Raw genomic sequence first — 22,414 nt, forward strand, 5'->3', positions numbered from 1 at the left:
TGTATGTTTGTCTAGAGGGGATGAAGGAACGGCATGATCAAGGAAATCATCGTCGTAGAGGGCAAGGACGATACGGTTGCCATTAAGCGGGCGCTTGAAGCGGAGACGATCGAGACAGGCGGTTCTGCGGTCGGTGAAGACGTGCTCCGAAGAGTGGCGCTTGCCCAGCAGCGCAGAGGGGTTATTATCTTTACGGATCCGGATCATGCAGGCGAACGAATCCGTAAAATTGTCGCGCAGCGGGTTCCAGGCTGCAAGCATGCGTTTCTTCCGCAGGAAGAAGCGCTCTATAAGGGCGATATCGGGGTAGAGAATGCATCGCCTGAAGCAATAAGACGGGCGCTTGCGAATGTACGGACGGAAGTCGCAGAGGAACAAGCGGATACGGCGCCGGAGATTACGTGGGATGACTTGATGAAGGCCGGACTGCTGGTAAATGCCCAAGCGTCGGAGCGCAGGCTCAGAATGGGCAACTTACTCGGGATCGGTTATGCGAACGGGAAACAGTTCTATAAGCGCTGCACCATGTTCCGGATAACGCGTGAAGAATTCGAGCAGGCGTTAGCGCGTATGGAGCAGGAGAACGGGGGAAGCGAATCATGACGCAGGCAGACGTAGCGACACCGAAACGAACACGGGATATTATTGCGAAATACGGCTTTTCGTTTAAGAAGAGTCTGGGACAAAATTTCTTGATCGATCAAAATATATTGCGAAATATTGTAGATGCCGCGGAGCTGGACAAGACGAAGGGCGCACTGGAGATCGGTCCGGGCATCGGGGCGCTTACGCAGCGGCTCTCGGAGACTGCAGGACGCGTAACCGCCGTAGAAATCGATCAGCGGCTCATTCCGATTCTGCAGGATGTCTTCGCGGAGACCGATAATGTCCACATCGAGCATGGCGATGTGCTCAAGCTGGAACTTCGCGAACTGATGGAACGGCAGTTTGCAGGGCTTGCCGGCGTGAGCGTCGTGGCTAACCTGCCGTATTACGTCACGACGCCGATTCTGATGAAGCTGCTGGAGGAGAAGCTGCCGCTTGAGAATATCGTCGTCATGATTCAGAAGGAAGTAGCGGAGCGGATGGCGGCGAAGCCAGGCGGCAAGGAGTACGGAAGCCTTAGCGTAGCCGTACAGTACTACTGCGTGCCTGAGCTGGTCTGCGTCGTGCCGCATACCGTGTTTATCCCGCAGCCGAATGTAGACTCCGCGGTAATTAAGCTGACGCTTCGGGACAAGCCTCCCGTCGAGGTGGCAAACGAGGATCATTTCTTCCGTACGGTTCAGGCGAGCTTCGCTCAGCGGCGGAAGACGATTGCGAATAATTTGTCAGCCTTCATCGGCAAAGCGAACCGCGATAAGGTGGTTCCCCTGCTTGAGGGCTGTGGAATCGATCCGTCCCGCCGCGGAGAGACGCTGTCGATCGCAGAGTTCGCTGTCATCAGCGACGCGCTGCAGCAAGCAGGCTTCTAAGGCCGGGCAAGGCACCTATAAGAGCCAATCTCCGAATACAAGGGGATTGGCTCTATTTTTCGTTAGAACGTATGCCCCTCATTGGGTTGCACATGATATTGGCGGCAAGAGAAAACCCCTTCTTAGGGTTTTGGGCTTGCGGAAGGGCACCAACAGCCCTATATGCCCATAGGATAAGACGAAGAGGTGATTTGCCCATGAAGCAGGGGGACCTGGTCGTCCGCAAATCGTATGGCGGGGACGTGCTATTCCGTATTGCAACCATGAACCAACAATTCGCTACCCTAAAAGGCACGGACTACCGGCTGCTTGCTGACGCGCCGATTCCCGACTTGTCTATTGTGCGCGATCCCGAATTTACGGGGGCGGCCAAGCAAGTGAGAATCAAAGTAAATGAATCGATGCGGCGGATGCAGGAGCAGCGGCAGCAGCAGATGCAGAAGGGCGAGGAGGAGCTTAGGCGTGCATTGAATCAAGGGGCGCCTTACTTCGAAGTGCCTGGCAAAGTGCTGCATTTGGACGGAGACGCCAACTATTTGAAAAAAAGCATGCAGCTGTACACGCAGATGAGAGTACCTGCTCACGGCATTTATGCCCATGAATCGCAAATGCCCGATCTCGTGTACCGTCTGCTGCCGCAAATAAAACCGGATATCGTAGTCATAACCGGACATGATGGTGTTTTGAAGAGCCGTGAACCGAATGATTTGTACAGTTTGGCCAGCTACAAGAACTCGCAGAACTTCGTTAATGCGGTACGGGTCGCCCGTGACTATGAGAAGAACCGTGATGGGCTCATTGTGGTGGCCGGCGCCTGCCAGTCGCACTTTGAAGCGCTCCTGCAGTCAGGCTCTAATTTTGCCAGCTCGCCGGGGCGCGTATTGATTCATGCTCTGGATCCCGTCTATATTGCCATTAAAGCGAGCTACACGCCCATTAGGGACACCATTAACCTGTCGGACGTCATTAACGGTACGATCAGCGGTATCGATGGGATGGGCGGTATCGAGACATTAGGCAAGTATCGGGTCGGCCTGCCCAAGCCCAAAACGCTCACAAGTGTGAAGCCAACTGTTTAATATGCGGCAAAATTATTGAATTATGCATAATTCGCGCAAAATTAGTTATTTGTGTGTTGACAATTTGTTTACTTCGCTGTTATAATATAAAATTTTGACAAACCGCCTCCTCCGCGTTATAATGGACAAGGAAAGAGGTGGTAGTGGACAATGGCAAAAAATGCGCTGTTGGAGATCAAACGCAGTTTGGAGGCACATGTTGGCTCCAAGATACGTCTTCGAGCTAACGGAGGCCGCCGAAAGACCATCGAACGTACAGGTGTATTGGAAGATATCTACCCTTCTGTTTTTATTGTGAAACTTGATCAGGAACAACATGCATTCAAGCGTGTCTCCTACAGCTATGCGGACATCTTGACCGAATCGGTTGAAGTAACCGTAGATAGCGATGACGGCCAGGTTCGCATTACTTATTTGCAATAGACGATAGATCGGGAGCGCGGGTGCTTAAACGTTAACCAAGCCAAAGCATATATTTGGCGGGTAATGACGGTTAACGTACGACCGTGTTCTTTTTTTTGCCAATGGACATGCCGCATGAGGAGGCCGATTTCACGCATACTAACCTTAAACTAGCGTGGAGGAGGTCTTTCTCACGATGAGCAGGAGACGCCGCAGCATCATGAGCGAGCAATTGAAATACGAACTGGCTAAAGATCTGGGCTTTTATGATACCGTCCAAAAAGAAGGCTGGGGCGGCATCCGCGCCAAGGATGCCGGGAATATGGTGAAGCGGGCGATTCAAATGGCGGAGGAGTCGGCCGCTAAGCAGACTCAGCACGCGCAGCCGGTTCAACAGGCGGCCTATGTGCCCCATGCCCAGCAGTCGACTTATGTACAGCCGCAGCAGAGTCGTTACATCCCAACGAACAATACCGGACGAGGCTCGTTATAAGATTCCGAACAGGGCATTTGTATCACATGGAGAACTCAAGCTAAGACGTCAAGGAACATGCTTTGGCATGTGCTTGGAATGCGTCTTAGCTTTTCTTATGTCCTTTTGTTAAAATAGGGGTTAGTCTATATGGATAAGTCAACGTTAACGAACGGGTGAAGACGACAAATGAAAATTTATGAGAAAGCCCCGGCTAAAATCAATCTGCTTCTCGACGTACTGCGTAAACGGGAAGACGGATTTCATGAAGTGGAAATGATTATGACGATGGTCGATTTGGCAGACCGTCTGGAGATGGAAGAGCTGCCCCGGGACAGCATTATGATATCGAGTCAGGCCGGTTATATTCCTCTGGATGAGAAGAACCTGGCCTTCCAGGCGGCCAAGCTGATTAAGGACCGTTACGACGTGCACAAAGGCGTGTACATACATCTGGACAAGAAGATTCCCGTTGCGGCCGGTCTTGCCGGCGGGAGCAGCGATGCGGCGGCTACGCTGCGCGGACTGAACCGGCTGTGGGGACTCGGCATCTCGGAAGCGGAGCTATGCGAGCTTGGCGCAGAGCTGGGCTCTGACGTCCCGTTCTGTGTCACGGGTGGGACGGCGATCGCGACAGGCCGCGGCGAGAAGCTGGAGAGGATCCATAATCCGCCGCAATGCTGGGTCGTACTCGCCAAGCCGCCGATCAACGTATCGACTGCGGATGTATACGGGAAATTTCGTGTCAACGAATTGAAGCAGCATCCTTCCAAGGCCAATATGGTGAACGCTATCTCCCGCGGATCCTTCACCGATATCTGCAATAACCTTGGCAATGTGCTGGAAACGGTTACCCTCCAGCTCTATCCGGAAGTACGGCAGCTGAAGGAAAGTATGGAGCGGCTCGGTGCGGATGGCGTACTTATGTCGGGCAGCGGCCCGACCGTATTCGGCCTGGTTAGCAAGGAAGCGAAGGTTTCACGGATATACAACGGATTGCGGGGATACTGCAAAGAAGTATATGTGGTAAGAATGCTGACATGAACCCGACGTTGTTCTTGATTAAATCCGTATAAAAATGATATATTATCATTATAATATTCGGATTTAGGTAGGGGAGTAGCGCCTTGAAAAAATTGAAACGAAGTGCAAGGTTAGTGGAGATGACGCAGTATCTGCTTATGCGCCCCCATACGTTAATTTCGCTAACAGCATTTGCCGACCGTTACCAATCGGCCAAGTCGTCCATTAGCGAGGATCTTGCCATTATTAAAGAGGTCTTCGAGGAAGAGGGTCTTGGCGAGCTTCATACGCTGGCGGGTGCGGCCGGCGGGGTGAAGTACACGCCGAAGATGGATAAGAACGAAGCGAAGGCGATTATCGAACGCGTCTGTCACCAACTGGAACAGCCCGAGAGAGTATTGCCCGGCGGTTACCTGTATTTGACCGACTTGCTTGGCCAGCCGGGTCTTCTTGCCGATGTGGGCCGCATGTTCGCAACCGCCTTCGCGGGGCGCGAAATCGACGTCATTATGACGGTGGAGACGAAGGGTATTCCGCTGGCCTATGCCACGGCTGCCTGTATGAACCTGCCGGTCGTCATCGTTCGGCGGGACAACAAAGTAACAGAAGGCTCGGCGGTTAGCATCAATTATGTATCGGGATCTACGAAACGGATCCAGACGATGTCTCTGGCACGCCGTGCGCTGAAGGAGCAGTCCCGCGTCCTTATTATTGACGACTTCATGAAAGCCGGGGGAACGGTTCAGGGCATGATGGATTTGTTATATGAATTCAATGCCAAGGTTGCAGGGGTCGGTGTATTCGTAGAATCCGGGGAGCTGGGAACGGAGGAGCGGCTGCTGGAGGATTATGTATCTCTGGCCAAGCTGACTTCAGTCGACCTGAGAACGAAGCAGATGACGATTGTACCGGGTAATTTTTTCGATTAAATAGGAGGCCATCATACACATGAAGGATCAACTTCAAACCGTATCCACCAATAAGGCGCCTGCTGCGATCGGGCCGTACTCGCAAGCGATGAAGCTGGGCGGCTTATTATTCACATCCGGCCAAATTCCGCTGACGGCTGAAGGCGTACTCGTCGAGGGCGGCGTAGAGGAACAGACTCATCAAGTGTTCCGAAATCTTGAAGCGGTTCTCGCCGAGGCGGGTGCCACGTTCTCCGACGTAGCGAAGGCAACGGTATTTATCAAGGATATGAATCAGTTCGCAGCCATCAATGCGATCTATGCTTCTTACTTCGGCGATCATAAGCCGGCTCGCTCAACCGTTGAGGTTGCTCGATTACCGAAGGATGTTCTTGTCGAAATTGAACTTATTGCATCGATTCGAGTCGAATAAAATCGAAAGATATTTTCGGCGAAAAAAAATTTTAAAAGAAGCGACTAATTTTCCAAAAACATGAAGGAATTTGCATGGCAATGTGGAATTATACACCAAGTCTTCCGATGAGGCAAAGGTGGTGAACACAAGTGCAAATTACCGATGTCAGACTCCGCCGTGTAAATTCCGAAGGACGTATGAAGGCTATTGCTTCCATAACCATTGACAATGAATTTGTTGTTCACGATATACGCGTGATCGACGGTAACAATGGTATGTTCGTCGCAATGCCAAGCAAGCGTACTCCGGATGGGGAATTCCGCGATATCGCGCATCCGATTTCTTCAACTACCCGTGAGAAGATTCAAGCAGCCGTACTCGCAGAATACGAGCGCGCCGCAACGGAGGAAGAAGTAATCGAAGAAGGAGCGTAAGTGATGTAAGTGGGGTACATAAACAGTTCGAATGCCTTAAGCGTCCGATCATGTTTATGCGGTTACAAGATAATGCTCTAGAAGGGTTGAACCCGGACCGGCATTATCCATGAGAAAAAGAGAGCCTTAAGGCTCTCTTTTCTTTTTTTCATGAATAAGCTATAGTTTGTAGAGAATTTCCTTAAGATCTAAATTCGATTAATTGCAAGATAGATGGGCCCATCGTGGGTCCAACCAGGAGGGATATGTAACGTGAAAGTGATGGCAATCGTACTCGCTGCCGGACAGGGCAAGCGGATGAAGTCGAAATTATATAAAGTGCTGCACCAGGTATGCGGCAAACCTATGCTGGGCCATGTGCTGCAGACGGTTCGCGAAGCGGAATGCGAGCGAACGGTCGTAGTCGTCGGCCATGGGGCGGAAGCAGTCCAGGCCTATGTAGGTGACGGTGCGGAATTCGTGCTTCAAGAGCAGCAGTTCGGCACCGGCCATGCCGTGATGCAGACCGAGGAGCTGCTGGCAGAGGAAGAGGGCACAACGGTTATTCTATACGGTGATACGCCGCTGGTTACAGCGGGAACAATCCAACAGCTGCTGGAGCTGCATACCCGCGCGGAAGCGGCCGCAACCGTACTGACGGCGGTTATGCCGAATCCGCAAGGGCTTGGACGCATTATTCGCGATGAAGCAGGCCGCGTACAGCGTATTGTAGAACAGAAGGACTGCTCGCCGGAGCAAACGGCCATTAAAGAAATCAATACGGGCATGTACTGCTTCAATAACCGCAAGCTGTTCGAAGCGCTCAAGCAGGTAACGAACGATAATGCGCAGGGCGAATATTACTTAACGGACGTTCTGGAAATATTGAACCAGGCCGGCGAGACCGTCGAAGCCTTCTGTGCGCCGGATTTCGCCGAAGGGATCGGCGTCAACGACCGTGTCGGTCTTGCAGAAGCAGAGCAGTTGATGCGCGAGCGTATCGTGCGCCGCCATCAGGTAGAAGGAGTGACCGTCATTGATCCGCTGTCCACTTACATTGAAGCGGATGTCGTCATTGGATCGGATACGATCTTGTATCCCGGAACATTCCTGCGCGGCCGGACCGTCATTGGCCAGGACTGCGTAATCGGCCCGAATGCGGATATTACGAATACCACGATCGGAAACGAAGCTACGGTGAAGTATTCCGTCGTAGTCGATTCGGAAATCGGCAATACTAGCGCTGTAGGCCCGTTCGCCTACCTCCGTCCAGGCTCCAAGCTTGGCGCAGGCTGCAAAATCGGCGACTTCGTAGAGTTGAAGAACGCCGAGATTGGAGATGGCAGCAAAGTATCGCACCTGAGCTATGTGGGCGATGCCAAGGTCGGTAAAGACGTTAATATCGGCTGCGGGGCGATTACCGTCAACTATGACGGCTATAACAAGTCTTTGACTGAAATTGGCGACGACGCCTTTGTCGGCAGCAACGTCAATCTCATTGCGCCGGTAACGATCGGCGACGGCGCCTACATCGTGGCGGGCTCGACCATCACCAAGGATGTTCCCGCAGGCGATATGGCAATTGCTCGCGAACGCCAGGTGAATAAAACAGGCTATGCGGAGAAAATTCGCGGCCGGGCGAAGGCAAAGAAAGAGAATGCGAAGAAAAATAAATCATAGGATCCATGCAAAGCCTTGCGCACTCTGATGCGAACGGCTGCTTATGAATCCGGCCAGCGAGATGGAAATCATCCGCCGGCCGGATTTTTAGTTTAACAAGGCGGACAAAGGGGTAAGAATATATGGATATCAAATTGATGAGTATAAGCGGGTGCTTTATCTGCAGTCGCCGGTTTGTTGAGGCAACGGCATGAAGGGCCGCTGACCATTTTGAGGAGGTCTCCATTATGGCATTACCGATTAAGGCCGCGCAACGGACGGCACGTACACGGGGAGAGCTAAACCAGCTGCGTAAACAAGGCAGCATTCCGGGCGTTGTCTACGGCAAGAAACTGATGAATCCGCTTAGTGTCGAGGTGGACGAGAAAGAGCTGCTGCACATGCTCCGTTCTCATCCCAATGCCGTTATCGAGCTTGATGTCGCGGGCGGGGAGAAGCAGCCGGTTATGATGACCGAGGTGCAGCGCGATCCATTGTCCCGTATGGTGCTGCATATCGATTTCCATCAAATTAATATGAATGAAGAAGTGAAAACGGCCGTACGGTTTGAAGTGACGGGCGAATCGCAGGGGGTCAAGGAAGGCGGCATCCTGCAGGTCATGCTGCACGAGCTGGACATCCAATGCTTGCCGAACCAAATTCCGGATTCCATTGAGGTCGATATATCGAAGCTGGCGATCGGCGAAAATCTGCTTGTGAGCGATTTGAAGCTGCCAAGCGGCGTAACGGCCAGAGCAGACGGCGATCTAGTCGTGGTTACGATCTTGGCGCCGCAGAAGGAGCTGTCAGCCGAGGAAGCGGAAGATGCTGCCGTCGAAATGAAAGAAGCCGAGGAGCGGGGCGAGGAAGCTCGTATGGATGCGGTGGACAAGAAATAACAAGAATAAGGGAAGTGCTGCTTACGGGCAGACCTTCCCTTTTTTGATGCCTTGCCGGCATACCGATGGACGAAGCCTTGCGTTCGTTGTAAGAATGGGTCATATTATAATTAATAACCAGGGCGGGAAACAAAGGTAAACTGCATGCGGTTGTAGAACACATTATTAACCTTGATGAAGCCTTCCGAATATTGCTCGACGTAGCCGATGTCGCTATGTTCTTTGCCATAGTAAATTTGTATAGGGACTTGATGCTCATGGTGATCCTTGAAATGTAAATCTTCAAAAATCAATTGACCGTTCGAATACATTCGATAACGCTCCTTTACCGGAATGATTTATGGCACTCGGCCGTTTCTATACATATGACAATTGGCGAAGATGATTCGTTGCATAATTACAAAAAGATTACAATATTTTTATGTTCCCTGCATTCATTACCTTACAAAAATAAAAACCAGCCTTTCAAATCGCATTCTTTGATGCGGATTCGATCGGCTATAGGAGTGAAGAAATCAGCATGAAATGGATTGTCGGATTAGGCAACCCCGGCACGGCCTATGCGGGCACCCGCCATAATGTCGGCTTTATGGCCGTGGATGCACTGGCAAAAAGGTTCGGGATCAGCGTTACGCAGAGCAAGAGCAAGGGACTGCTGGGGGAAGGCAATGTAGCGGGCACGAAGGTGGCGCTCCTTAAGCCGATGACCTTTATGAATTTATCCGGCGAATCGGTCCGGGGCTATATGGATTATTACAAGGCAAATCTAGAAGATCTTATCGTCGTCTACGATGACCTGGATACCGAGATCGGCAAGATCAGGCTTCGTTACCAAGGGAGTGCGGGCGGTCATAACGGAATCAAGTCCATTATTCAGCATACGGGTACCCAAATCTTCAATCGGGTACGAATGGGTATATCGAGGCCTGAACCAGGCATGAACATCGCGGATTATGTGTTATCCAACTTTCCGAAGAGCGAAGCGGACAAGGTCGCCTCTATGGTCGATCAAACATGCGATGCCATCGAATATGCGCTGACTCATCCGTTCGATCAGACAATGGCCAAGTATAATCGTTAGATTTCGGTAAAACCGGGCATACTGAGGGTATAACGTACCGTCAGGAGGCATACTATGGCTGTAAACTACATTTGTCGCCACTGCAAGACGACAATCGGGTCGATCGAAAACGCGCACGTATCTGAGCTGCAGCTCGGTTTCCATTTCTTGACCCCCGATGAGCGCAGCGATATAATAGCGTATAACCCAAACGGGGACGTCACGGTTAAAGTGATTTGCGACTATTGCCGCGAGGCGCTTGAAGCGAATCCGGAGCTTTCTCTAGTGGCCAATCCGCTGCAGTAAGGGTGCCTGTGATAGCAAGCGCAGGAGTCTTGGCGTAAGTCCGAGGCTCCTTTTGTGAGTGCAGGATCAAATTTAGTTTAATGAAGCGTGAGAAGCAGCATTAGCGGCAAAGCAGTATAGAATGTTGCTATGCTTTTTCTTCATTCTGTCGTAACTCTCCCTATTCGATTGTTTGTCTGTGGAATTGAAACGAGGTGCCTGTACGTTGAAAGCATTGCTAACGGCTTATGCCGCGGATATGGATTTTCAATCGGTCGTATCCGGAATACAAAAGGGTATGCGCGAGCAGCTGATTTCCGGTCTTGCCGGATCGTCGCGTCAGGTTATGATTGCGGCGCTCGGACAAGAGCTGAACCGGCCGATGCTTGTCGTCACCCACAATATGTTCGCGGCGCAGAAGATTGCCGAGGACTTGGTTGAATGTTTGTCGCCCAATGATGTGCTGTTATATCCGGCCAATGAATTAGTTGCTGCGGAAGCGGCCATATCGAGCCCCGAAACGCTTGCTCAGCGGATGGAAGTCTTGATCCGCCTGTCGCAAGGGTATCGCGGGATTATTGTCGTGCCGTTCTCCGGCGTACGGCGTTATTTGCCGATCCCGGAAGTTATGGCAGCAGCGCGTGCCCGGCTGAAGGTCGGCGAAACCACACCGTTGGAAGCGTTCTTACGGCAGATGGTAGAGCTGGGCTATACGCGCGTCGACAAAGTCGAAGGCAAAGGGGAAATGAGCGTTCGCGGGGGAATCGTCGATGTGTACCCGCTGACGTCCGTCCATCCGTACCGGATCGAATGGTTCGATGATGAAGTAGATTCCATTCGCACATTCGACCCAGCGGATCAGCGTTCGATCGATAAATTGGACAGCTATGTGGTTCCGCCATGTCAGGAGATCCTTGCGGATGCGCAGCGCTTCGACAGCGCAGCCCAGCATGCGGCCGTGCTGCTGGAGCAGCAGCTGGAGAAGATGACGGACCGTACGGCCAAGGACCGGCTGCGTACGGAGATGGGCGCGGAGATCGATAAGCTTCGCCAGCACATGTATTTTCCGGAAATCTATAAATATATTTCATTGCTTTACCCCGAACGTCAGACGCTCCTCGACTATGTGCCGAAGGATACGCTGCTTATCTATGACGAGCCTACAAGGCTCATCGAGACCGGCCGCCAGCTGGAGCGGGACGAAGCGGAATGGGCTACGCATCTGCTGCAGAACGGCAAGTCGCTTCCGGGCTTCACGCTGGCCAGACCGTCGGAGGATGTTCTGTATCACCGGCCTTATCCGACGCTGTTCTTGTCGCTCTTCTTGAGACAAATTCCGCATACGCAGCCGCAAAACATTATTAATGTTGTGAGCCGGGCGATGCAAAATTTCCACGGCCAAATGAACGTGCTGAAGGCGGAGATGGAGCGCTGGCGTAAGGCCGGGGCGAAGGTGCTCATGCTGGCAGGCAACGCGGAGCGGATGGATCGGATGCGCCGTGTCCTGCAGGATTACGGCATCGAACCTCCGGAGCTCATCGAGGGTAACCTGCAGTCGGGCTTTGAGCTGCCTTCCATTCACCTGATTGTCATTACCGAAGGCGAGATGTTCTCGCAGAAACAGCGGAAAGCGCGGCGCGTGGATAAGAAGGTAGACAACGCGGAGCGGATCAAGAGTTATACCGAGCTGAAGATCGGCGATTACGTCGTTCATCAGAACCATGGGATCGGCAAGTATGTCGGGATCGGCACATTGGAAATTGCCGGAATCCACAAGGACTATATTCATATTCTGTATGCGGGCGGCGATAAGCTCTCCGTGCCCATCGAACAGATTGACCTGATCCAGAAATATGTAGGCTCGGAAGAGAAAGAGCCGAAGGTCTATAAGCTGGGCGGCAGTGAATGGACACGCGTCAAGAACAAAGTCCGCTCCTCTGTGAAGGATATTGCCGACGAGCTGATCAAGCTGTATGCGGACCGGCAGTCTACAGCCGGATTCGCATTCGGTGCGGATACGTCCTACCAGCAGGAATTCGAGGCGATGTTCCCTTATGACGAGACGCGCGACCAGCTCAGAGCGATTACCGAAATTAAACAAGATATGCAGACAGGCCGTCCAATGGACCGTCTCCTGTGCGGCGACGTCGGCTACGGCAAGACCGAGGTCGCGGTGCGCGCTGCCTTCAAGGCTGCGATCGAAGGGAAGCAGGTGGCGATTCTCGTTCCGACGACGATTCTTGCCCAGCAGCATTACGAGACGTTCCGCGAGCGCTTCTCGGGCTTCCCGTTCAATATTCAAGTGCTTAGCCGGTTCCGCTCCAAGAAGGAGCAGAATGATACGATGAAAGGGCTGAAGGCGGGTACGGTCGACGTTGTTATCGGGACGCACCGGCTGCTGTCGCAGGATGTCATCTTCAAAGATCTGGGCCTGCTCATTGTCGACGAAGAGCAGCGTTTCGGCGTTTCCCATAAAGAGAAGCTGAAACGCTTGAAGACGAATGTGGATGTGCTGACGCTGACGGCTACGCCGATTCCGCGTACGCTTCATATGTCGATGCTCGGCGTGCGCGATCTGTCGGTGATCGAGACGCCGCCGGAGAACCGCTTCCCGGTTCAAACCTATGTTGTCGAATATAGTCCGTCTCTGGTCCGTGAAGCGATCGAGCGCGAGCTGGCGCGCGGCGGCCAGGTCTATTACCTGTACAACCGCGTGCAAGGCATTTACCAGATGGCGGAGCAAATTAATATGCTCGTTCCGGAGGCGCGCGTGGCGGTTGGCCATGGGCAAATGTCGGAGCAGGAGCTGGAGAAGACGATTCTGGACTTCCTCGACGGGGAATCCGATGTGCTTGTCAGCACGAGCATCATTGAGACGGGCGTCGACATTCCGAACGTAAACACGCTTATCGTACACGATGCGGACAAGATGGGCCTCTCCCAGCTGTATCAGCTTCGCGGCCGTGTCGGCCGTTCCAACCGAATCGCCTATGCGTATTTCACCTATCAGCGTGACAAGGTGCTCACGGAGGTTGCCGAGAAACGGCTGCAGTCGATAAAGGAATTTACGGAGCTGGGCTCCGGCTTCAAGATCGCCATGCGGGATTTGGCGATCCGCGGCGCAGGCAACCTGCTCGGGGCGGAGCAGCACGGCTTTATCGCCTCGGTAGGGTTCGATCTCTATTCCCAAATGCTGGCTGACGAGATTGCTCAGCGCAAAGCGGGAATGGAAGGCGCCGAAGCGGTTCCGGCGAAGGAAGTCAGCACCGTAATCGACATGAGCATTGATGCGTACTTGCCCTCGGCGTATATTTACGATAGCATACAGAAGATAGAGATATATAAGAAGGTGGCGGTTACGCGCTCACTGGAAGAAGCTGAAGATTTGCGTGAGGAGCTCATTGACCGGTTCGGCGATCTGCCTCAGGCGGTGGACAACTTGCTCGCAGTGGCGAGATTGAAAGTTTTCGGTGCGGCATGCGGCATCGAACAAATTAGCCAACGGGGGGACGACCTCACCTTAAAATTTGCGGAAAGTGAGAAGAAGCGGTTCGATGCGAAGAAGATCGATCGGCTGTGCTTGCAATTCGAGAACCGCTTCATGCGTTCGAACGGCCAGGAAGCATATCCTTTCATCCAACTGAGAGGCAAGGGACTGGCGATCGAACAAAAGCTGGAGCTGTTGGAACGTTTTTTGATGCAATACAAGGACACCATTCAATCGAAAGGGGAACTACAAGATGTTGCGCACTAAACCATTGAAAAAAGGGATACTCCTCGCGCTGACGGCTGTCCTTGTCATCGTGCTGGCGGCCGGCTGCGGCAAGAAAGAAGAGGCGCCAAATACTGGAGGCAAGCCGGCAACCGGGCAGACGAAGGCGCCGGGCGAAGGGGAAGGCAAAGTAATCGCCACCTATAAGGACGGTACGGTGACGGATGGCGAGTTCAACAAATATACGTCGTTCTTCGGGATTGTGAATCCGCAGACGGCGATGTATCTTTCGATTCCGCAGCTGAAGGAACAATTTCTGCGGGAGTATGTCGGCTACAAAATTTTGAGCACGCGCCTGACATTAACCGATGATGAGAAGAAGAAAGCGCAAGAGGAAACCGATGCGTTCTATACCCAAGTAAAGACGGCCATGGATCAGAATCCGGACTTGAAGAAGACGGTGGAGGACGCCAAGCTGTCCGAAGCGGACATCAAATACTTCTACAACATGATTATGTCGATCATGAAGAGCGAAGAAAGCAAAGTCAAAGACGATGCCGTGAAGAAGTATTATGAGGATAATAAAAACGATTATAACCTCATCACGGCCCGCCATATCCTTGTTGCGACGGCCGATTCCGCAACGGGCGAGGAGCTGCGCACGGAAGAGGAAGCGCTCAAACGCGCGAAGGAAGTAAAGGCCAAGCTGGACAAGGGCGGCGATTGGAACGCACTGGCCAAGCAATACTCCGATGACCCCGGCTCGAAGGACAAGGGCGGTCTGTATGAGAACCAGGAAGCCAAAGGCTGGGTGCCGGAATTTAAAGATGCGGCTAATAAGCAGGAAATCAATAAAATTGGGGAACCGGTCAAAACCGACTACGGCTACCATGTCATCAAGGTGGAGAAGCGCGAATCGACTCCATTCGATAAGCTGACGGACGAGAAGAAGCTCGCGATTAAGCAAACCATTGCTGCCGAGAATCTCAACACCTTCATGACCAAGGAGCTGCCGGACCTTATTACGAAGATCGACCTGCCGAAGGAAGAAGCACCGGCTGGCGATGGAGCGACGAACGGCGGAGCTGCTAATGGCGGAGAAGCCGAAGGCGGCGCAGCTAACGACGGTAAAACAAATGCGCCGGCAGATGATAAGAAAGAAGAAGCGAAATAATGCGGATCCGCGCATAGCGGAAGGCCTGTCCGGCTCAGTCGGACAGGCCTTCTTTTCGCTTGAGAGGTAGTTGCTTCCAGCAGCCGAAGAGCCTTAACGTCGCGTGCATAAGAAAATGGGAGGGGATGAATACTATGGTCAGATTCGAAATCACTTCTTGCCAAGGATTCACTCCTCTTGAGCATAGACAAGCTGCATGACCCATCCAGTCCAATTCAAAACCTTTAACTGAAAGTGGGGCAACTAGAACATGAAAGCAACTGGAATTGTTCGTCGCATCGATGATCTTGGCCGGGTTGTTATCCCTAAGGAAATCCGCCGGACGCTGCGTATCCGCGAAGGTGATCCGCTGGAAATTTTCGTTGACCGGGACGGCGAGGTTATTCTGAAGAAATATTCGCCGATTGGCGAGCTTGGCGACTTCGCCAAAGAATATGCCGAGTCGCTCTCCGAGAGCACAAACCATATTACGCTGATATCCGACCGCGACAACATCATTGCGGTTGCCGGCGCATCGAAGAAAGAATATATGGAGAAGCAGATCGGTTCCATTCTGGAGTCCTGCATGGAGAACCGGAAGACGGTAACCGAGACGGGCGGAGGTTCCTACGAGGTGGTGAAGGATACGGAGGAGAACTTCAGCTCCTTCGTCGCATCGCCGATCGTAGCCGGCGGAGATCCTATCGGTACGGTTGTGCTGCTCAGCAAGGACGATTCCGTCAAAATGGCGCAAATGGAAGTCAAGATGGCGGAAACGGCCGCCGGCTTCCTGGCCAAACAAATGGAGCAGTAAGCCGATCATCAGCTTCCTTGGAGCATATGTTCTCCGGGAAGCTTTTTTCTATTCGAGCCTGTTTGACAGCCGCTTGCCTGCGCATGTAGAACCGCCAACATTCACATGACCGTTCTTTCAGGTATAATGGGAGGATGTAGTAAGGATGGGCAGGTGTAAGACATTGGAGAGCAGGCAAGCGCTGCGGGGGGACGCGGCGGGCGCGGGCGACACATCGGAGACACGGGCAAACGGAGCTGCGGCAGGACAAACCGAGCTGCAGGCAGACGGAGGCTCTTGTGACGCTGCGGCAGGACAAGCGGAGTCTTCCGCCGTATGGAAGGGCGTCGCGCTGATGGGTGCTGCCGTGATCGTCAGCAAAGTGATCGGCACGCTTCAAAAAATTCCGCTGCAAAATATAGCGGGCGACCGCGTATTCGGGATCTATAATGCGGTTTATCCGTTCTATCAGCTGTTTCTCGTCCTGGCCACGGCAGGGTTTCCGGTTGCCGTCTCGCTGCTCGTTGCGGAGCGGATCGCCGGGAATGACCGCGATGGAGCCAGACATGTACTTGGGGCAAGCACGCTGCTGCTCGCCGTCACAGGGGCGGCCGGATTCGTGCTTATGTGGTCCACCGCCGAACTGACAGCGGGCTGGATCGGCGATGCGGCTGCCGCTCCGGCGATCAGGATGTCGTCGCTGGCGTTATGGTCCATGCCGGTTGTTGCGGCACTGCGGGGTTATTATCAGGGGCTTGGAAGAATGCTGCCGACGGCGGCGTCGCAGCTGCTCGAACAGACGGTGCGCGTCGCCGCCATGCTGGCACTGCTTGCAATTGGCTGGCGGCTCGGTTGGACCGATGCGGGGCTAGCCGCAGGCGCGGCGGCGGGATCGGCTGTAGGCGGCTTGGCGGCGTTAGCGGTTATGGCGGGGATATGGAGGCGCGACCGCCGAATGGACCGGCAAGTGCGCTCCGGAACGGCCATAACGCTGCTTCGGCAGGTGAGGCGCTTGGCTGTGCTGGCCTTTCCCGTGGCGATGGGGGCGCTTGTCGTTCCGGTATTAGGCGTCGTGGATGCGTTCACCGTGCCGCGCTTGCTTCATGACTTCGGATACGGAGAGGCGGAAGCGATGGCGCAATACGGGGTATACAGCCGCGGACAGCCGATCGTTCAGCTGGTTGTGATGGTTGCCGGCGCCATTGGAGCCGCGCTTGTACCGGCTCTGGTGGCTGCACGAGCCCGCGGGGAGGAAGCGGGCACGCGGCTGCACGCTTCCTCAGCCATGCGTGCGGCCTGGTGGATCGGGGCTGCGGCCGCAGCCGGAATCGCGCTGCTTGCGGGCCCCATGAACATGATGCTGTACGCGGACAATTCCGGTACGCTTACGTTCGCCTTGATCGGCTGCACCGCCTTGGCGGGCACGGTGAACGCGATCGCCGCCGCGGTGCTGCAGGGGCTGGGCGCCGTACGGGCGCCGGCGTTGTTCATGCTCGCGGCCGCGGCGCTCAAGGCCGCGCTGAACGCCGCGCTCGTGCCGGCGCTGGGCATCGCCGGCGCGGCCTGCGCCGGCATCGCGGCGCTCACGGCGGCTGCCCTGCTGGCCGCGGGCGCCGTCCGCCGCGCCTGCGGCGCGGCGATGCCCGCGCGCAGCGCCGCGGGCCTGGGCCTCGCGCTCGCGGTCATGGCCGCGGCGCTCGTCTTGGCCGAGCGCGGCTTCGCTCCGCTGCTCGGCGAGGCGCTGCCGCCGCGGGCGGCAGCTGCTGCGCTTGCGCTCGGGGGCACCGCCCTCGGCGCTGCGCTGTTTATCGCGGCCGGGCTGCGCCTCTCGGCCTCACGGCGCGCGAGCTGCGCGCGCTGCCGGGCGGCGCAGCGGTGGCCGCCCGCCTGAGCCGCTGGCGGCTGCTGCCCGGCGGAGAGGACGAAGCGCCGCGTTGATACGCCGCGCGACCTCGCCCAAACATGGCGTGCGTGATCCGACAGGTTTCGATTTCATCATAACGTTACTGGAGATAACGAAGAAGGAAGGGTGAACCTAAGTGAATAAACCGGCAATTACCGTCGTTGGACTTGGCTCCGGCGACGAAGACCAGCTGACGCTGGGCGTATGGCGGCAGCTGCAGGCCGCCGCACACCGTTACGTGCGGACGGATAAGCATCCCATGATGCGCCTGTTCGCCGAGCATGACATGACCTATACCTCATTCGACAGCTTATATGAGCAGCTCGATTCGTTCCCGGATGTCTACGAAGCCATTGCGGCTTCTCTGATCGAACAAGCCCAGTCGCTGGCTTCCGAGGCGCCGGACGCGGCTGCGGATTCAGCAGGCGCAAGCTCCGTCCTCCCCGCACACGGCGTGCTGTATGCCGTTCCGGGCCATCCGATGGTTGCCGAGCGCACGGTTCAGCTGCTGCGCGAGCGCTGCCCGCAGGCGGGGATCGCGCTTAACATTATCGGGGGCGAGAGCTTCCTTGACCAAGCGTTCACCCGGCTCGGGTTTGATCCGATCGAGGGCTTTCAACTGCTGGATGGCACCGATTTGAAGCCTTCCCTGCTCCGGCCCGAGCTGCACACCGTAATCGGCCAGGTGTACGATGCGTTCACCGCCTCGGACATCAAGCTGACGCTTATGGAGCGCTATCCGGACGAGCATCCGGTCGTCATCGGACATGCGCTGGGCGTTCCCGGCGAGGAGCATATAGATACCGTTCCTTTGTATGAGCTGGACCGGACGGAGGGCTTCGGCAATCTGTCGCTGATTTGGATTCCGCAATCGCATGATGACGAGCTGCGCAACCGGTCATTCGAGCGGCTGCATGAGATCGTGGCGATCTTGCGCAGTCCGGAGGGCTGTCCATGGGACCGCGAGCAAACGCATCAGTCGATCCGCAAGAACTTTATCGAGGAAACGTACGAAGCGCTCGAGGCGCTGGATAACGACGACCCCGACGGGATGCGCGAGGAGTTCGGGGATGTCATTCTGCAGGTCATGCTGCACAGCCAGATGGAAGAAGAAGTCGGCTCCTTCTCCGTCTTTGACGTCATTCAAGAATTGAATGAGAAGCTGTTGTTCCGCCATCCGCATGTATTCGGCGAAACGGGAGCGCGCAATGCCGAGGAGGCGCTTCAGAGCTGGGACCGGATGAAAGCGGAAGAGAAGCTTCGCAAAGGAAGGGATACGTCGGAGCAGTCCGTATTGGACGGCATACCGCCCGATCTTCCAGCCCTTATGAAAGCTTACAAGATTCAGAAGAAGGCCGCTAAGGTCGGGTTCGATTGGGATGCGATCGATCCGGTATTGGATAAGATTCAGGAGGAGCTTGGCGAGCTGCGCGAGGCAATCGCCTCCAAGGATGCCGACGAACAGGTAGGCGAGCTTGGCGATCTGCTGTTCGCTGCCGTTAACGCCTCGCGGTTCATTAAGGCCGATCCGGAAGAGGCTCTTACCCGGACAAATCAAAAATTTAAGGCGCGATTTTCATATATTGAGGAACAGCTCCGTATAAGCGGGCGAACCTTTGACCAGACTGATTTAACAGAAATGGATCGTTACTGGGAGGAAGCGAAGCGGATTCGCTAGTTTCTCCCCGCAGCATCCCGCATAATAAGAATCGCTTCTTTCACCTTCACTCTTGTCAAAATTCGTGTGGAATCTGCAAGTTTCGCAAAAAATATTTACAATCGGGCAGGATTTTTTTAGAAACAAGCAGAATTAGTAGTAGGCAACACAAGCAAAGCAACATAAGCGGCAACGAAAGAATAGCAGCGGATGCAGCGCAATTATGCTTGTGCGTTCAACACAGACGCCGCAAGGTCCGGCGGTTCCATGCCGCCCTCGATGAATATGAATGATTAGGAGGCCATTACTTATGAACAAAACAGACTTGATCAACAACATTGCAACTAAAAGCGGCTTGACCAAGCGCGACGTAGAAGCCGTATTGAACGGCTTTATGGGTGAAGTGACGGATGCGCTCGCAGGCGGCGAGAAAGTACAATTGATCGGTTTCGGCACGTTCGAAACTCGCAAACGTTCCGGCCGCACGGGCCGTAACCCGCAAACGGGCAACCCGATTACGATTGCGGAATCGAAGGTTCCGGCATTCAAAGCCGGCAACAAACTGAAAGAAGCCATTAAGTAGACCATGCGTCTGGATAAATTCCTTAAAGTATCGCGGTTGATCAAACGGCGCACCGTCGCCAAGGACGTGTCCGATCAAGGGCGCGTCTGGATCAACGACCGCGAAGCCAAAGCGAGCAGCACCGTCAAAGTCGGCGATGAGCTCAAAATTCAATTCGGCCAGAAGATCGTGACCGTCCGCGTCGAGCGGCTAGCGGAAACGACGAAGAAGGACGAGGCGAGCGGCTTATATACTTTGCTCAAGGAAGAAAGCCGCCAGTCCGAGGACAAGCTCGGCTGGTAGAAACAACAGCATAGAACGCTGCTATTGCTCGGGCAGCGGCTCTCATACGAACCGATCGGCCTTTTCTGACACAACAGAAAGGGCCGATCTTTTTTTGTAAGCTGCTGCCGCGCAACCGCCAGCGTTAGCCGGTCTTTCTTCTAGTTAGCCGGCCTGCGTCATATGTATTCATATCACTTCAACTGCAAGAGGAGGAAGGGCGCCATGCTTAGCACCGGCAAAAACATGACCACGATGCTATGTGCACTTTGGCTCATCGTGGGGGTATTCATCGACGGCTATCATCATCAGACCGATGTACTGGAATCATTCTTTACCCCGTGGCATGCCATGCTGTATTCCGGCTTTGCCGCTTCCGCAGCATGGATGCTCTACCTGGTGTGGCAGAACATGCATATCAACAAGCAATCGGTCCTCCAAGCGATACCGCCCGGTTATGGAGCGGGGCTTCTGGGGGTCGCCGTCTTTCTTATTGGCGGTATCGGCGATCTGACCTGGCATGAAATCTTCGGCATCGAGCAAGATATCGCCGCGCTGCTCAGCCCGAGCCATCTGCTCCTGCTGGTCGGCATTTTATTGATCGTGACCAGTCCGCTGCGGCAGTATTGGATGCTCTCTCCCCATTCGCGGCCATCCTTCCGGTTCTTTATCCCCGTATTGCTGTCGGCAAGTTTTGTAGCGGCCATGATGGGATTTTTCCTGATGTACGCCTGGGAGCTGCGCGAGATGGTACCTGCGCAGATGTGGCATGACCGGTACTTGACGAAGTTTATTCCGATTTCGTCGGGGGGCGAGGGGCTGCTGCTGCAGGATTTGCAAATTCGCGGCATCATGAACATTCTGGTTACGACCGGCGTGATGCTGTTTCCGATTTATTGGCTGATGAAAAGATGGCAGCTGCCCTTCGGCAGCGTGGCGGTTCTCTGCACGCTGCCCAATGTGTTTATCGGCATGCTGAGCGCATTCGAGGGCTGGCCGATTCTGCCGGTCGTTCTTGCCGTCGGTCTGATCGGCGACTTCATTCTCTTGGGCGGCAAGCGCCGCAGGCTGTTTGCGGTTGTGCTGCCGATACTGCTCTGGGGATTCTACTTCATCGTACTGGCTCTGCTGGAAGGGATATGGTGGCCGGCGGAGACTTTGGGCGGTGCGATCGTGCTGAGCGCCATCGTGTCCTATGCGCTGTATACTTTGTCGGCATCGCCCTCGGAATCAGGCTCAGGGTCTGCCGGCATTCCCGGGTAAGCGCCGAAACTGCATGTTCTAAAACCTGTCCCCTCCCCATAGGCTAGTCATAAAAGGAGGGGACAAGGCAATGGTGGAGAACGGGAAGGCTCAGAAACGCCAGGAAGTGAAGATGCTCAACCGCAAAATACTCGAGGTTACCGGCGTGATGAATGTGGAGAGCTTTGACAGCGAAGAATTTTTGCTCGAAACGGAACTCGGGTTCTTGACGATTCGCGGGCAAAATTTGCATATGAAGCATTTAAGCTTGGAGCAAGGTCTTGTCGCCATCGAAGGGCTCGTCCATTCGCTCGCCTACTTGGACGGGAATACGGCTGTCAAATCAAAAGGCTTTCTCGGGAAGCTGTTTAAGTGAGTCTTAGCGTACAATGGCTGACGATGGCGATGATGCTGCTGTCAGGCATCGGCATGGGGGTCGTGTTCGACGGCTACCGCGTCGTGTCGGACGAGCTGAAGATCAACCGATGGTGGATTCCGGTATTCGATCTGCTCTATTGGATCGCCGCTACCGTCATCGTCTTTCAAGTGCTGTCCGCAAGCAACGAGGGCGAGGTGCGGACATACGTATTTCTGGGGCTGCTGCTGGGAATCGGCTGTTATTACTGGCTGTTCAGCCGGATTGTTGTCAGGCTGGTGCATGGTCTGATCCGGGCGACCCGGGCGATTATTCAATTTGCCGTGCGGGCATTCGTCCTGCTGGTCATCCGTCCGCTGGGACTTCTCTATAAACTGGCAAAGCTGATTCTTGCATTTTTACTTGCATTTACTATATTCCTCTTTCGAATTGTGTTACAATTGCTTCGTCCGCTCTGGGTGCTGGTCCGATGGATGACCAGGCCGATCGCTCGGCCAGCCGCAAGATGGATTGCGGGCCTGGTAGTCCCGCTTGCCGCCCGTTGGCGCTTGAGGGAACGCAGCGAGAGCGTTACCCGGTTCATGATGAAATGTTGGAAGCTTGTTTTCAAACGTTCCAAAGACGGGTAATGGCCAAACATACTA

23 protein-coding genes and 1 pseudogene are annotated in these 22,414 nt (G+C 54.4%); 23 read left to right on the top strand and 1 reads right to left on the bottom strand.

Going from position 1 to position 22,414, the window contains the following annotated elements; all coding sequences use genetic code 11:
- The first annotated feature begins 33 nt into the window (after nt 1–33).
- From rnmV to L1F29_RS00195, 11 genes and pseudogenes are all read left to right on the top strand, one after another.
- On the top strand, nt 34–603 hold the full coding sequence (rnmV, locus tag L1F29_RS00145; protein ID WP_258386415.1) for a ribonuclease M5: 570 nt from the start codon (nt 34–36) through the stop codon (nt 601–603).
- Nucleotides 600–1,475, top strand: coding sequence for a 16S rRNA (adenine(1518)-N(6)/adenine(1519)-N(6))-dimethyltransferase RsmA (gene rsmA / locus L1F29_RS00150; RefSeq protein ID WP_258386416.1), 876 nt, complete (start codon nt 600–602; stop codon nt 1,473–1,475). Before rnmV ends, rsmA begins: the two co-directional genes overlap by 4 nt.
- A 197-nt stretch (nt 1,476–1,672) precedes the next feature.
- Nucleotides 1,673–2,554 carry a sporulation peptidase YabG gene (gene yabG / locus L1F29_RS00155; RefSeq protein WP_258386417.1) on the top strand — a complete coding sequence of 294 codons (882 nt, stop codon included), beginning with the start codon at nt 1,673–1,675 and terminating at the stop codon, nt 2,552–2,554.
- Between the two features lie 150 nt (nt 2,555–2,704).
- The gene (gene veg / locus L1F29_RS00160) at nt 2,705–2,977 is read left to right on the top strand and encodes a biofilm formation stimulator Veg (protein WP_258386418.1); all 273 of its coding nucleotides are present in this window, start codon (nt 2,705–2,707) and stop codon (nt 2,975–2,977) included.
- A gap of 175 nt (nt 2,978–3,152) precedes the next feature.
- Nucleotides 3,153–3,329, top strand: a pseudogene (locus tag L1F29_RS00165) (small, acid-soluble spore protein, alpha/beta type); the annotation flags it as partial.
- Between the two features lie 288 nt (nt 3,330–3,617).
- Entirely contained in the window at nt 3,618–4,472 is an 855-nt protein-coding gene (gene ispE, locus L1F29_RS00170) for a 4-(cytidine 5'-diphospho)-2-C-methyl-D-erythritol kinase (protein WP_258386419.1), read from the top strand.
- 83 nt (nt 4,473–4,555) lie between these two features.
- Nucleotides 4,556–5,380, top strand: coding sequence for a pur operon repressor (gene purR / locus L1F29_RS00175; RefSeq protein WP_258386420.1), 825 nt, complete (start codon nt 4,556–4,558; stop codon nt 5,378–5,380).
- Between the two features lie 19 nt (nt 5,381–5,399).
- Nucleotides 5,400–5,792 (top strand): RidA family protein, encoded by a 393-nt coding sequence (locus L1F29_RS00180; RefSeq protein ID WP_258386421.1) that lies wholly within the window; start codon nt 5,400–5,402, stop codon nt 5,790–5,792.
- A gap of 131 nt (nt 5,793–5,923) precedes the next feature.
- Nucleotides 5,924–6,208, top strand: a complete 285-nt coding sequence (spoVG, locus tag L1F29_RS00185) for a septation regulator SpoVG (protein ID WP_018759486.1) — start codon at nt 5,924–5,926, stop codon at nt 6,206–6,208.
- A 252-nt stretch (nt 6,209–6,460) separates the two neighbouring features.
- Nucleotides 6,461–7,867 carry a bifunctional UDP-N-acetylglucosamine diphosphorylase/glucosamine-1-phosphate N-acetyltransferase GlmU gene (gene glmU, locus L1F29_RS00190; protein WP_309252366.1) on the top strand — a complete coding sequence of 469 codons (1,407 nt, stop codon included), beginning with the start codon at nt 6,461–6,463 and terminating at the stop codon, nt 7,865–7,867.
- Nucleotides 7,868–8,094: 227 nt separating this feature from the next.
- A complete protein-coding gene (locus tag L1F29_RS00195) occupies nt 8,095–8,745 on the top strand; it encodes a 50S ribosomal protein L25/general stress protein Ctc (RefSeq protein WP_258386422.1) in 651 nt (216 codons plus the stop codon).
- A gap of 110 nt (nt 8,746–8,855) precedes the next feature.
- On the opposite strand, the gene L1F29_RS00200 is transcribed toward L1F29_RS00195, so the two are convergent.
- Nucleotides 8,856–9,056, bottom strand: coding sequence for a hypothetical protein (locus L1F29_RS00200; protein WP_258386423.1), 201 nt, complete (start codon nt 9,054–9,056; stop codon nt 8,856–8,858).
- Between the two features lie 209 nt (nt 9,057–9,265).
- On the opposite strand from L1F29_RS00200, the gene pth reads away from it, so the two are divergent.
- From pth to yabQ, 12 genes are all read left to right on the top strand, one after another.
- Nucleotides 9,266–9,826, top strand: a complete 561-nt coding sequence (gene pth, locus L1F29_RS00205; protein ID WP_258386424.1) for an aminoacyl-tRNA hydrolase — start codon at nt 9,266–9,268, stop codon at nt 9,824–9,826.
- Nucleotides 9,827–9,880: 54 nt separating this feature from the next.
- Nucleotides 9,881–10,111, top strand: coding sequence for an anti-sigma-F factor Fin (gene fin, locus L1F29_RS00210; protein WP_258386425.1), 231 nt, complete (start codon nt 9,881–9,883; stop codon nt 10,109–10,111).
- Between the two features lie 238 nt (nt 10,112–10,349).
- Nucleotides 10,350–13,844 (top strand): transcription-repair coupling factor, encoded by a 3,495-nt coding sequence (gene mfd, locus L1F29_RS00215; protein ID WP_258389558.1) that lies wholly within the window; start codon nt 10,350–10,352, stop codon nt 13,842–13,844.
- A complete protein-coding gene (locus L1F29_RS00220) occupies nt 13,831–14,976 on the top strand; it encodes a peptidylprolyl isomerase (protein ID WP_258386426.1) in 1,146 nt (381 codons plus the stop codon). The genes mfd and L1F29_RS00220 overlap by 14 nt, the downstream gene beginning before the upstream one ends.
- Before the next feature lie 250 nt (nt 14,977–15,226).
- Nucleotides 15,227–15,769 (top strand): stage V sporulation protein T, encoded by a 543-nt coding sequence (gene spoVT / locus L1F29_RS00225; protein ID WP_258386427.1) that lies wholly within the window; start codon nt 15,227–15,229, stop codon nt 15,767–15,769.
- A gap of 145 nt (nt 15,770–15,914) precedes the next feature.
- Entirely contained in the window at nt 15,915–17,639 is a 1,725-nt protein-coding gene (locus L1F29_RS00230; protein WP_258386428.1) for a polysaccharide biosynthesis protein, read from the top strand.
- Between the two features lie 148 nt (nt 17,640–17,787).
- Nucleotides 17,788–19,329: a bifunctional methyltransferase/pyrophosphohydrolase YabN gene (gene yabN / locus L1F29_RS00235; RefSeq protein WP_258386429.1), complete on the top strand. Its 1,542-nt coding sequence runs from the start codon at nt 17,788–17,790 to the stop codon at nt 19,327–19,329.
- A 289-nt stretch (nt 19,330–19,618) separates the two neighbouring features.
- Complete coding sequence (locus L1F29_RS00240; RefSeq protein ID WP_258386430.1) at nt 19,619–19,891, top strand: HU family DNA-binding protein; 273 nt, start codon at nt 19,619–19,621, stop codon at nt 19,889–19,891.
- A 3-nt stretch (nt 19,892–19,894) separates the two neighbouring features.
- The gene (locus tag L1F29_RS00245) at nt 19,895–20,173 is read left to right on the top strand and encodes an RNA-binding S4 domain-containing protein (protein WP_204822603.1); all 279 of its coding nucleotides are present in this window, start codon (nt 19,895–19,897) and stop codon (nt 20,171–20,173) included.
- A gap of 204 nt (nt 20,174–20,377) precedes the next feature.
- Nucleotides 20,378–21,415: a hypothetical protein gene (locus L1F29_RS00250; protein ID WP_258386431.1), complete on the top strand. Its 1,038-nt coding sequence runs from the start codon at nt 20,378–20,380 to the stop codon at nt 21,413–21,415.
- A gap of 70 nt (nt 21,416–21,485) precedes the next feature.
- Complete coding sequence (gene yabP, locus L1F29_RS00255; protein WP_258386432.1) at nt 21,486–21,770, top strand: sporulation protein YabP; 285 nt, start codon at nt 21,486–21,488, stop codon at nt 21,768–21,770.
- Nucleotides 21,767–22,399: a spore cortex biosynthesis protein YabQ gene (yabQ, locus tag L1F29_RS00260; RefSeq protein ID WP_258386433.1), complete on the top strand. Its 633-nt coding sequence runs from the start codon at nt 21,767–21,769 to the stop codon at nt 22,397–22,399. Before yabP ends, yabQ begins: the two co-directional genes overlap by 4 nt.
- Nucleotides 22,400–22,414 lie beyond the last annotated feature (15 nt).

Source organism: Paenibacillus spongiae (genome assembly GCF_024734895.1).
In the GTDB taxonomy this organism is placed as follows: Bacteria; Bacillota; Bacilli; order Paenibacillales; family Paenibacillaceae; genus Paenibacillus_Z; species Paenibacillus_Z spongiae.

What these genes read in the sequence shown, in the direction of transcription:
- L1F29_RS00245 (WP_204822603.1), top strand. Translation starts at nt 19,895, where the DNA reads ATGCGTCTGGATAAATTCCTTAAAGTATCGCGGTTGATCAAACGGCGC.
- rsmA (WP_258386416.1), top strand. Translation starts at nt 600, where the DNA reads ATGACGCAGGCAGACGTAGCGACACCGAAACGAACACGGGATATTATT.
- fin (WP_258386425.1), top strand. Translation starts at nt 9,881, where the DNA reads ATGGCTGTAAACTACATTTGTCGCCACTGCAAGACGACAATCGGGTCG.
- L1F29_RS00220 (WP_258386426.1), top strand. Translation starts at nt 13,831, where the DNA reads ATGTTGCGCACTAAACCATTGAAAAAAGGGATACTCCTCGCGCTGACG.
- L1F29_RS00195 (WP_258386422.1), top strand. Translation starts at nt 8,095, where the DNA reads ATGGCATTACCGATTAAGGCCGCGCAACGGACGGCACGTACACGGGGA.
- yabG (WP_258386417.1), top strand. Translation starts at nt 1,673, where the DNA reads ATGAAGCAGGGGGACCTGGTCGTCCGCAAATCGTATGGCGGGGACGTG.
- L1F29_RS00200 (WP_258386423.1), bottom strand. Translation starts at nt 9,056, where the DNA reads ATGTATTCGAACGGTCAATTGATTTTTGAAGATTTACATTTCAAGGAT.
- veg (WP_258386418.1), top strand. Translation starts at nt 2,705, where the DNA reads ATGGCAAAAAATGCGCTGTTGGAGATCAAACGCAGTTTGGAGGCACAT.
- L1F29_RS00240 (WP_258386430.1), top strand. Translation starts at nt 19,619, where the DNA reads ATGAACAAAACAGACTTGATCAACAACATTGCAACTAAAAGCGGCTTG.
- spoVT (WP_258386427.1), top strand. Translation starts at nt 15,227, where the DNA reads ATGAAAGCAACTGGAATTGTTCGTCGCATCGATGATCTTGGCCGGGTT.
- L1F29_RS00250 (WP_258386431.1), top strand. Translation starts at nt 20,378, where the DNA reads ATGCTTAGCACCGGCAAAAACATGACCACGATGCTATGTGCACTTTGG.
- ispE (WP_258386419.1), top strand. Translation starts at nt 3,618, where the DNA reads ATGAAAATTTATGAGAAAGCCCCGGCTAAAATCAATCTGCTTCTCGAC.
- L1F29_RS00180 (WP_258386421.1), top strand. Translation starts at nt 5,400, where the DNA reads ATGAAGGATCAACTTCAAACCGTATCCACCAATAAGGCGCCTGCTGCG.
- pth (WP_258386424.1), top strand. Translation starts at nt 9,266, where the DNA reads ATGAAATGGATTGTCGGATTAGGCAACCCCGGCACGGCCTATGCGGGC.
- rnmV (WP_258386415.1), top strand. Translation starts at nt 34, where the DNA reads ATGATCAAGGAAATCATCGTCGTAGAGGGCAAGGACGATACGGTTGCC.
- yabP (WP_258386432.1), top strand. Translation starts at nt 21,486, where the DNA reads ATGGTGGAGAACGGGAAGGCTCAGAAACGCCAGGAAGTGAAGATGCTC.
- L1F29_RS00230 (WP_258386428.1), top strand. Translation starts at nt 15,915, where the DNA reads ATGGGCAGGTGTAAGACATTGGAGAGCAGGCAAGCGCTGCGGGGGGAC.
- mfd (WP_258389558.1), top strand. Translation starts at nt 10,350, where the DNA reads ATGGATTTTCAATCGGTCGTATCCGGAATACAAAAGGGTATGCGCGAG.